The sequence below is a fragment of the Pseudomonas sp. 58 R 3 genome (genome assembly GCF_900006605.1).
In the GTDB taxonomy this organism is placed as follows: Bacteria; Pseudomonadota; Gammaproteobacteria; order Pseudomonadales; family Pseudomonadaceae; genus Aquipseudomonas; species Aquipseudomonas salomonii.
The window spans coordinates 21145-30875 of the sequence record NZ_CVTT01000076.1 but is presented as its reverse complement, the minus strand read 5'-3'; the positions used below and the strand labels follow the sequence as shown (position 1 = coordinate 30875).

Annotated in this window: 9 protein-coding genes; 2 read left to right on the top strand and 7 right to left on the bottom strand. The window is 63.7% G+C overall.

The features are described 5' to 3' along the window. The 3 genes from BFP92_RS24580 to BFP92_RS24570 all read right to left on the bottom strand — a co-directional run. On the bottom strand, positions 1 to 1205 hold a 1205-nt coding region (locus tag BFP92_RS24580; RefSeq protein ID WP_239694321.1), incomplete at its 3' end, for a DUF4347 domain-containing protein. Between the two features lie 47 nt (positions 1206 to 1252). Further along, a complete protein-coding gene (locus BFP92_RS24575) occupies positions 1253 to 2092 on the bottom strand; it encodes a sulfotransferase family protein (protein ID WP_065931513.1) in 840 nt (279 codons plus the stop codon). A gap of 111 nt (positions 2093 to 2203) precedes the next feature. After that, entirely contained in the window at positions 2204 to 3817 is a 1614-nt protein-coding gene (locus BFP92_RS24570; protein WP_065931512.1) for a glycosyltransferase family 39 protein, read from the bottom strand. A 199-nt stretch (positions 3818 to 4016) separates the two neighbouring features. Here BFP92_RS24570 and BFP92_RS24565 point away from each other — a divergent pair, with 199 nt between their 5' ends. Continuing rightward, positions 4017 to 4607: a phage tail protein gene (locus BFP92_RS24565; protein ID WP_065931511.1), complete on the top strand. Its 591-nt coding sequence runs from the start codon at positions 4017 to 4019 to the stop codon at positions 4605 to 4607. 49 nt (positions 4608 to 4656) lie between these two features. Next, complete coding sequence (locus tag BFP92_RS24560) at positions 4657 to 4965, top strand: hypothetical protein (RefSeq protein ID WP_065931510.1); 309 nt, start codon at positions 4657 to 4659, stop codon at positions 4963 to 4965. Here BFP92_RS24560 and BFP92_RS24555 read toward each other — a convergent pair. From BFP92_RS24555 to BFP92_RS24540, 4 genes are read right to left on the bottom strand one after another with little or no spacing between them, the layout of a single operon-like run. Then, positions 4941 to 5456 (bottom strand): GNAT family N-acetyltransferase, encoded by a 516-nt coding sequence (locus tag BFP92_RS24555; protein WP_065931509.1) that lies wholly within the window; start codon positions 5454 to 5456, stop codon positions 4941 to 4943. The genes BFP92_RS24560 and BFP92_RS24555 overlap by 25 nt on opposite strands. Before the next feature lie 15 nt (positions 5457 to 5471). Further along, a complete protein-coding gene (locus BFP92_RS24550; protein ID WP_065931508.1) occupies positions 5472 to 7568 on the bottom strand; it encodes a site-2 protease family protein in 2097 nt (698 codons plus the stop codon). Then, complete coding sequence (locus BFP92_RS24545; protein ID WP_065931507.1) at positions 7568 to 8887, bottom strand: efflux RND transporter periplasmic adaptor subunit; 1320 nt, start codon at positions 8885 to 8887, stop codon at positions 7568 to 7570. The genes BFP92_RS24550 and BFP92_RS24545 overlap by 1 nt, the downstream gene beginning before the upstream one ends. After that, positions 8884 to 9657, bottom strand: a complete 774-nt coding sequence (locus tag BFP92_RS24540; protein ID WP_065931506.1) for an efflux RND transporter periplasmic adaptor subunit — start codon at positions 9655 to 9657, stop codon at positions 8884 to 8886. The genes BFP92_RS24545 and BFP92_RS24540 overlap by 4 nt, the downstream gene beginning before the upstream one ends. Positions 9658 to 9731 lie beyond the last annotated feature (74 nt).

Sequence of the window (9731 nt, the reverse complement as noted above, 5' to 3'; positions counted from 1 at the left end):
CCCCCACCGCCGACATCGCCACCGGCCACGCCACCACCGCCGCCGCCGCCCGAGGCGGCATTCGCGGTCACGCTGACGTTATTCAAGGTCAGGTTACCGAAGTTACTGATCCCCGCGCCCAGCAAACCGGGCGCCGTAGTACCGCTACCACTATTGCCGCCGTTGCCCGCCATCAGCCCCTTGGTAATGACCAGGCCGTCCAGGGTCGCGGTAACCCCTGAATTGACCGTAAGCACCTGAGTCTTGTACTGCCCGCTGATCGTTACATCAGGCGTGCCGTTGTGGTCCAGGTCGCCTTCAATGGTGAGGTTCTTGGAAATCACCAACTGCGTGTTGAGGTTGACCGTCATGCCTGCGGTGCTGAAGGTGACGGTATCGCCCGCCACTGCACTGCTCAGGGCCGCGCGCAACGAACCGGCGCCACTGTCGGCGCCGGTGGTCACGGTGATCGTCGCCAGGCTGTACTGATAGCCCGACATCCCCTGGTACGACAGCGCCGTATGGCTCTCGATCGAGCCGCTGGCAACCTCAAGTGTCCAGTCGCCGCCCGCGCCAGTGCGGTTGCTGGAGGCGGCAATATCGCGCCCGGTCAGGCTGGCCAGTGAGTCGACAAAGCTGATGCCTTTGTCGCCCTCGGCGGTGTTGCAGGCATAAATCAGAATATCGCCGCCGGCGTTCATGTCCTGGCCGATCTGCGCCAGTACCGCGCTGCGGGCTGCGACGTTATCGGCCGACAGGTAGGTGCTGCCCAACCACAAATCGCCCGAATTACCGTGGGCGATGATCTGCACCGAACTCACGCCCTGGTGGCTGCCCAGGTAGTCGGCGATCTGTTGCAGGCCGTCTTTGCTGGCGTCCAGCTGCACCACCTGGGTGCCGGGAGCGACGCCTTTGAGCAAGTCGGCGGAGTCTTTGACGCGCGCATCGACGAACACCACGGTCTGGCCCGGCACGGCAACGGGCGTCGGAGTAGCGGGCGCATCGGATTGTGCGTGGGTGTCTTTGCTGGCGGTGGCATGCTCGGCCGTCTGCGCCTTGGCCGCCGCGTCGGCGGTGGCATGGCTGTCGGCCTGGGCCGCATCGGCCACGGTGGCGGCGACCGCGCCGTCAAACAGCATGCGCGGTTCGAGGAACATGATCATGGGTGTCGCCAGGGTTTTAGCGCCTGGTGTTGTGTTACGTGCCTTCCCTTTGCTCCACCACATGCTGCTCACCCGTGCGTCGAAAGCGGTTACCCGTAGAAAAACCGCGATCAGTTGATCGCGGCGTCGGCTTTGGTGCGAATGACATTGGCGGCGCTCAAAGACCCGTCGCGCCAGAATTCCATGTGTGCGTACTGCTCGAAGAGATCAGGCGGCAGGATGGTGCGGCGCGGCTGCAGCGCGACCTTGGGTTTGACCCGATGCAAGCCGCTCATGCCCAGGGCCTCGTCGAAGTCCGGCGCGTCGTAGCTGAGGTTGTCGAAGTCATGTTCGAACCACGGTTCGCCGATAAATTCGTAGACCAGTCGCATTACCCGTTCAGGCGCCTGGGACAGCAATTCGTAGTCGACAACCAGCATGGCGTCGGCGTTTTCGCCGTAGTACGCCTCTTTGAGCGCCGACCAGGCATAGCCGACCAGGCGATTGCGCTGGCCCAGGGTCTCGACACGGCTGTAGACGGTGTTGCGTTCAACGTCGTCGTTAAACAGCCGAGTGTTCTCAAAGGGGTTGGCGCGGTACAGGCGCTCAAGGCTGTCCATGACCCAGGCGACGTTGCGCACGCAGGCAATCACTTTGGCTTGGGGGAACAGGTCATGCAGCGCGGGCATGCGCGCGCACCACTGGCGGTTGGTGTCGAAGACAATCGGGGTGGAGGCCTTGTCGGCATAGTAGGAATCGAACAACCCGCGCAGCAAACGGCGGCGGGTATTGGGATCGATCACCGAACCAAACTCACTGCCGGCGCTGCATTGCCCCAGCACACCGTTGAACAAGGTGCCTACAGGGCTGCTCATACCGGCGTGAAAACGCGGGTTCTGCAGCAGGATGGCAGAGAGCAGGGTTGAGCCGGAACGCGGCAACCCGGAGATAAAGTGATACTGCAATCCCATCACCACTTAGGCGGATAAAGTCCATTTATGCGCGAAGCGTAGCTGAGGAATGCAGTGCCGACTAGTGGTCATTTGCCAGTATTTGGATATTCCGTTAATGCCAATTGGATCTTAACGACAACCCTCTGGTTGCGAGGGCTCTGGCCCACGGCACAACACGAACAGCCGCGCCCGAGCGCCACCGCCGTCCTGGCGCAAAAGCTCGCGCCAGTCTTCAGGAATCGGCGCAAAATCATCCGGCGGCTCGGTGCTGCTGATCAACCACACACGGTGCGTATCGGCAGGTATGGCCGATAGCCGGTCGAGGTAAATGCGCCCGCCGTCCTGATCCACCAAGGTGCCAAAGCCATAGGCATTCGGCCGAGTCGAGGTGCCGTCGGGTTTAGGCGGCGTGTAGAGCTGCAATTGGGCGTCGGTCTGGTCGTAATACACGTAGCTGAGGTACCACATCATGTCGCTGAGGACGATGCGGTCGTCTTCCTGGTAATTACGGTTGACGAACTCCACCGGCACGTTGAATTGGTCATGCACATCCACCGTGGAATTGTTTTTGAGCCCCAGAAGCTCCACCCCAGCGAACAACACGAACAACGCCGCGCCGAGCCACGCCAGGCGCGCCGGCAGGCGGTCGATGGCCAGCGCCAGCAGAATCGGCAGGCCCAACGCGTAGACCGTGAGGTAGCGTTCGATAAACACCGGTGAGATAAACGAAACGCCGTACACCAGCAGCAGCGGCAGCACAAAGAACAACGCCAGCAGGCACGCCGGGCGATAACGCTCGCGGTCGCGCCAGGTGGTGATGCCCACCACGGCGATCAAGAGCGAGGGGAACAGCCAGAACAGCGGCTGCCAGAAACCGATGCCTTCATCCTGGAGCACGAACTGCCAGATCATAGACGGCACGGACATCAGCGAAACCGGGTCTTCCCAGCCGATATCACCCCCGACCTTGAGCTGCTCGACGTGGCGGACCAGATCCAGCAGGTTCGGCAACCAAGGCAGGTACAGCGCCACTATCAACACATTGGCGCACCACCACGACGGGCGCAGGAGCAGTCGCTGGCCACGCGCTTGAGAAGGCCACAACACCCCCAGCCACACCCAATGCACCAGCACACACAGGGCGGTGAAGTAATGGGTGTAGAAACCGGCCGCCATCAACAGCACATAGGCCGCCAGGTAACGCGTGCGCTCAGGCTGACGCACCCAGTACACCAGCGCCAGCGTGGCGCCCAGCAGCCATACGGCCAGCAGCGAATACATGCGCACTTCCTGGCTGTAGCGCACGGCCGTTGGGTACAGCGCCAGCAGCATGCCCGCCAGCACCGCAGCGCGCCGCGTGGACAGTTGCCGCGTGAGTGAGATGCCAAGGCCCACCGCCATCACACCTGGCAGGGCACTCATGCCGCGAATCGACCAGATGCCGTCGCCAAACAGCCCGATCCAGCCGCGCAGCATGAAGAAGTACAGCGGCGGATGCACATCATGGGCCGCGTGAAACCACAGGTCGTCCATGGCGTATTCGCTGAGCAACAGGCTTGAGCCTTCGTCGCCCCAGATCGCCGAAGCCGTCAGGCCATAGAAACGCACGGCCATGGCCAGCGCCAGAATCGGCACCCACCATAACCGGCTCAGCCAGCCGGCGCCTTCCCAGGCGGCCCAGAGGCGATTGGCTGTGGGAAACGCGCCCACTTTGTCGTCTTGCTCTACCACAGACCGTCGCACCTCAATTCCCCTAATACCGCCCGTTACCGAGGCGAAACCTGCACATGCGCAAACAAGCGCCACTCTAGGACAAAAGCCCCGGTTTCGCTCGCTGTTTTGCAACCGTCGGGCGGCGCGCAAAACCTGCGACTACGCTGTGCGATGACACCAGATCGATTGGCGTCACACACCGTAAAGCCACTACAAGGATGAGCGATAAATGGAAGTATTCATCGGCACTATCCAACCCTTTGCATTTGATTTCGCGCCCAGAGACTGGGCCTTGTGCGCGGGTCAAACCCTGCCCCTCAACCAATACCAGGCACTGTTCTCGTTGCTCGGCACGATTTACGGCGGCAATGGCGTACAAAACTTCATGCTGCCGAACCTGCAAGGCCGAATGCCGATTGGTCAAGGCAACGGCGCGGGCCTGACGGCACGCGTCATCGGTGAGGTCTCCGGCACCGAATCAGTGACCGCCACCCTGATCAACCTGCCGACCCACACCCACGCCACCACATCGCTCAATGCCACCACCTCCGTGCAACTGGCCATCACTGCCAGCAACCCGGTGACGACACCCAGCGCCACCAACGCCTTTATCGGCGCTTCCGGCGGCGGGCCGGGCAGTGCTTCGATCTATTCAGACCAGCAAGGCGCCACCCCGGTCGCACTGCAGGGCGTAAGCACCGCCGTGACCGGCGGTGCAATCAGCCCCGCCGGCCAAGGCCAGCCCATGGCAACCATGAACCCGTACCTGGCGATCAACTTCAGCATTGCCTTGAACGGGATCTTTCCGTCTCGCGGTTAACCTTTAGCCGGGGCTCCCCCGCCCCGGCACTTCTGACGCGGAGCCTGCCATGTTGAACCTGGTCACCCCGGAACATTTCCGGCCATTGCTCAACCGCACCAGTGTGCTGTATTTACCGGACGGTTCGGCACTGCCGATTCAGGTCCAAAGCCTGACCGATGCGCCCAAAGCCAGCCTGCCGGGCAGCCCGCGCGGAGCGTTCAGGGTGTTGCTCGAAAGCCTTGCGCCCACCACGTTTGTCGACGGCTTATGCCGCTTGCCACTGGAGGCCAACTGCCTGGAACCCGTGTTTGTCTCCCGCGAGCCGGCCATGGGCCGCGACAGCCAGCGTGGTTACTTCTGCATCGTCTTCAACTGAGACGGGTACCACACCAACCGCTGCGCAGCGGGCGTTTGTTCTTCCACCCGAAACCCCAGCGCCAGGTAATGCTGGCGCGCATGGGGGTTGCTCGCCCACACCACCGTCGTCACCGGGCACCCCACTTGTGTGGCAGCCTGCTGCACGCCTTGCAGCACTGCGCGGCCGAAGCCCTGGCCACGGGCGGCGGGGATAAAGGCCAGGTACAACACACGGATTTCATTCGGGCCAAAATCGGCACTCAACGCGCCGATGGGCGTGCCGAGTTTTTCCACCACGTAATGCAGGGCGCCAGGGAAGTGTTCGTCCATGCCTTTTTCCTGCACCTGGAACTGCTGGGCGATCACCTCTTCCACCAGCGCCTGCTCGCCGTCGATCCACTGCAAGTCCGCACGCGCCGAGCGGTAGAGGCTGTGTAAAAACGGCCCGTCAGTACTCCGTGAGGGGCGCACCACCAAGCCCTGTGCCAAGGTGCCATCCTTGTTCAACATTGCGCTGCACTCCTGTCAGAACCCGCTTTCCCTCACACCCAACGCCGCAGCACGCCGCCAGGCCACCCCCAGCACCGACTCACTGCGTCCTTGCAACACCACCCTGCCGCGCAACGGTTGATGCGGCGTGCCGATCGGTTGCAGGCTTTGCAGTCGGGCGCCGTACTGGGCTTGCACCGGCTCCGGGCGCTGGTTTTCATCGCGGCGTACAGCAATTGGCCCGTGGTGGTCGGAAGCCAGTGCCTCCTGATCCAGGTAGGCCACGCCGTTGGCGTCAATATCGGTCAACTCCACCGCGATCGCTGCATGCATCGGGTCATCGGCGATAAACCGCCCGGTCGCCCCCGGCGCCACCCGCCACAACTCGGCTTCTGCCAGGTAACCGCGCAGCCGTGCGCCGTCTTCCACCACTTGCGCCAGTGGGTCTTTAGGCGACAACCAACGGCCCACGCTCAATTGCGGCAGCAGATCGCGCACGGTGCCGGCATGGGGCGCGCGCAACAGCAGGCGTTCGCGCTGGGCGGCCAAACCTCGGTATTCGGCCAGCGCCTGGGACAGGCGCTGATCGTTGATCCCGGCATCCGCTGCGGTTTCGCTGCGCCCGGCCTGGCGGCGCATCTGCAACTGCAGGATGTCGACTTCGCGGCGCACGATGCTTTGCCGCGCATCCAGGTCCGGTGACTCCAACTCGATCAACACCTGGCCCTGGCTCACCACTTGCCCGTCCACCACCGACAAGGCCTTGACCCGCGCGGCCACCGGCGCATGCAAGGCACTTGAGCGCCCCGCTACAAGCATGGCCGGCAACTCCACGGCGCTGCGCCACGGCAGCACCAACGCCAGCACGATCATCAGCAAAGCCAAGCCGCTGAGCAACACGCGTGGCGCGTGAGCCTGGCTGCGGCGGCTCCACCATTCGCGCCATTCCTTGAAGATCGGCAGGAAGATAAACCACACCAATTCCACCAGCATCAGGAAGATCCCGAGCAGCTTGAAGAACAGGTGATACACCGCCAGCGCAATCCCCAAAAACAACACCGCGCGCCACAGCCAGGCCAGGTAACCCCAGCTCAACAGCCGCCGCTGCATCTTCGGCGACCACGGCTCCGGCGCCGGCTCGCCGTAGCCGAACAGCCACTCACGCAGGCGCCAGCGACACAGCGCAAAGGCGCGGCCTTGCAGGTTGTCGACGCCCCACAAGTCACTGATCAAAAAGTAACCATCAAAGCGCATAAAGGGGTTGAGGTTGATCGCCAAGGTAGTCAGCCAGGTGGCGCTGGCCAGCATGAACGCTGCGGTACGCGCCGGGCCATCGGGCAGCAGTGACCAGGCCAGCAAGGCGATGCAGGCCAGCAGCAACTCGGCCATCACCCCGCCGGCGCCGATCATCAAACGCGAACGGCGGTCGTTGACCCGCCAGGCATCGCTCACGTCGGTGTAGAACATCGGCAGCAACACCATGAACGCCACGCCCATGCTTTGCACTCGGCAACCGGCGCGCTTGGCCATGAAGGCATGGCCGAATTCATGGCACAGCTTGGCAAAGAACAGCGCCACGCCGAAGGCCAAGGCACCGCCGAGGCTGAACAGGTGCGGGAAGGTCGCCAGGAAGCGCTGCCAATCGCGCGCCACCAGAAACACGCCCAGGCCAAGGATGATCGGCAGGCCGTAGCGCAACAATCCCGGCCCGAAGCGCGCCAGCCACGGCCACGCACGGTTCAGAAACGCATCCGGGCGCCACAGCGGAATGCGAAAGAACAGGTACTGGTGCAGCAATATCTGCCACAGGCTTTGTTTGCGGGCGGCGGCCTTGTAGAGGTAGCTGGCGCGTTGCTGCGGGTCGAGGGCGGCGATCAGGTCATGGGCGCGCAGAAAGCTCAACAACTCCTCCAGTTCACTCCCCCCCAACGCCAGGCCCGGCTCGCGGTTGGCCGCTTGCAGGACGCGTTCCGGGTCGCCCAGGGACCAGTGGCGCAGCAAGCGAATGGCCGTGGCGCCGAGTTTGAAATAGCGCCCGCGCACCGGGTCGGCCAAGGTCCAGCGCGGCGAGCCGTCCAGGGCCGCGCCAGCGCTGGACAATTGCAGGTCTTCACGCAGTTTGGGCAAGCTCATCAGAGGCCCACGCTCTGGCGCAGGCCCGCCAGCGGCCGGCGCAACAGGTACAACGCCAGCGGCGCGCGGTCGCCATAGATTTTCGCCGTGCCACGCAGGCCGATACGCGGCGGGGCGTCATCGAACTGCGCATCCAGGCGATAAGACAACTGGCCGCCCGGCGTGGGCTGCGCTTCGTAGGCCGCCCGTTGCAGGGTCGCCAGGTGGCGTTGCAACGGGTCACTGTCAAGGAACAGCGCGACCTGGGCATTCGGCTCCAGGGCAATCGCATCGCCCACTGCCAATTCGATGCGCAACTCGGCCTGGGCAGGGTCGGCAATCTGTAGCAGGCGCTCGCCGGTCTGCACGGGTTTGCCGGTCCAGCGCTCGGCGTCGGCAAATACGGCGATGCCGTCGCGCTCGGCGCGTACTTCGCTGCGCTTGAGCAGTTCGCGTGCGTAATCACGCTCGGCGCGTTTTTGCTCGACCCGGGCCGCCAACAGGTCGATGCGCGAGCTGGATTCGGCATCGGCGAACGCCCGCTGGGAATTGGCCTTGAGTTCGGCTTCGGCCACGCCCAAGGCGCGTGCCGCTACATCCGCCTGGGCGGTCAGCGTGGTGCTTTCAAAACGCAGCAGCAGGTCGCCGGTTTTCACCGCCTGGTTGGGCTTGACCAGAAACTCGGCGATTACCCCATCCAGCGGCGCCGCCACCACTTGCCCGGCCAGCGGCACCACTTCAGCCGGCGCCAATACCGATTGGCGCACTGGAATCAGCAGCATCAGCAGCAACACGATCACCACCAGCACCTGGCGCTTGCGGGTCAGGCGCAACCGCCATGGCTGACGCGGTTGCAGCGCGTGCCAGGCATGACTGTAGGTGTCACCCAACTGCGCCAGCAAGACTTGCTCGGCCGGGCTCCACGGCGTATCACGCGCCAGCCACAGGCCGCCAAACACCTGGCCTTGTGGGTCGCTTAACGGCAACCAGAACACATGCCCGGCGCACAGGCTTTGCCAATCGGCCTGTATCGCGCCGCTCAACTGTTCAGCCGGGACCACGCGGGCCGTCTGGCCCAGCGCCTGCTTGTGCAACTGCGCCACCGCTTGCTCGACGAACGCTACAAATGGCGCGTTCGGGTCGACGCTGCTCACCGCCGTCACCGCCTGCACTTTGCCAGCGATCAACAGCGCCGCATGCCGATAGCCAAACAGTGGCTGGCCATCATTGACCAGGCTGTAGGCCAGCTGCTCGGTGGTGCGCGCCGCGCGGGTCTGGCGCTCCAGCTCCAGAAACTGCGCGAACACTCGCTCGATGTGCCCCGGTATCGGTGCGTTCATTGCAGTTGCGCAAAGTGGGCGGTGCCGCTCATGCCAGCCATCAAGCCGGATGCGTTGGGCAAGGTCGCGACCAGCAGCAAGGTTTGGCTGCCCTCGTCAATGCGCGCGCCCAGACGTTTGACCGTGGCGCTGAACGCTTGGCCGGTTTCGTCAGGGGTGAAGTCGAAGGTCTGGCCGGGCTTGAGTTTGCCCATCCAGCGCGACGGCACCAGCAGGTGGATTTCGAGGCTGTGGTTGTCGACGATCTCCAGCAGTGGCGCCCCGGCCGACACGCTTTCATAGCGCTGGACCTTGCGCTGCACCACTTGGCCATCAAACGGCGCCAGCACGCTGCAGCGTTTGACCTGCACCTGGTAGACCTGGGACTGGGCCTGGGTTTCGGTGAGCTTGGCTTCGGCGCGGGCCACTTCAAAGCGCCCTACCGAATTAAGCGCCGCCAGTTGTTTGTTATGGGCCAGCTCTTCACCGGCGCCACGGCTGGCAGCCTGGGCAGCATTCAACTGGGCCTGGTAGGCCGAGCAGTCGAAACGCGCCAGGGTTTCGCCCTTTTTGAACGACTCACCTTCGCTGAACGGCAACTCGACGATTCGCCCGGACAACTCGCTGGCCAGCATCGCCTGGTCGCGAGCCCGTAACACACCTCGGGCTTCACTGCCGTTGCCGGCGGTTGCCGCGGGTGGGTGATCCAACAGCGGATCGTCCGCCACCGCCAGTTGCGCCACGCCCATCAGACACGAAATCCCTAACATCCAGCTCCGCAACTGCACCATACGTTTACAACTCCCTGATGATGCCGGGCAGTCTAGGGCAGCAAGATCAAATTGCCACTACCCCGCAGCCGACA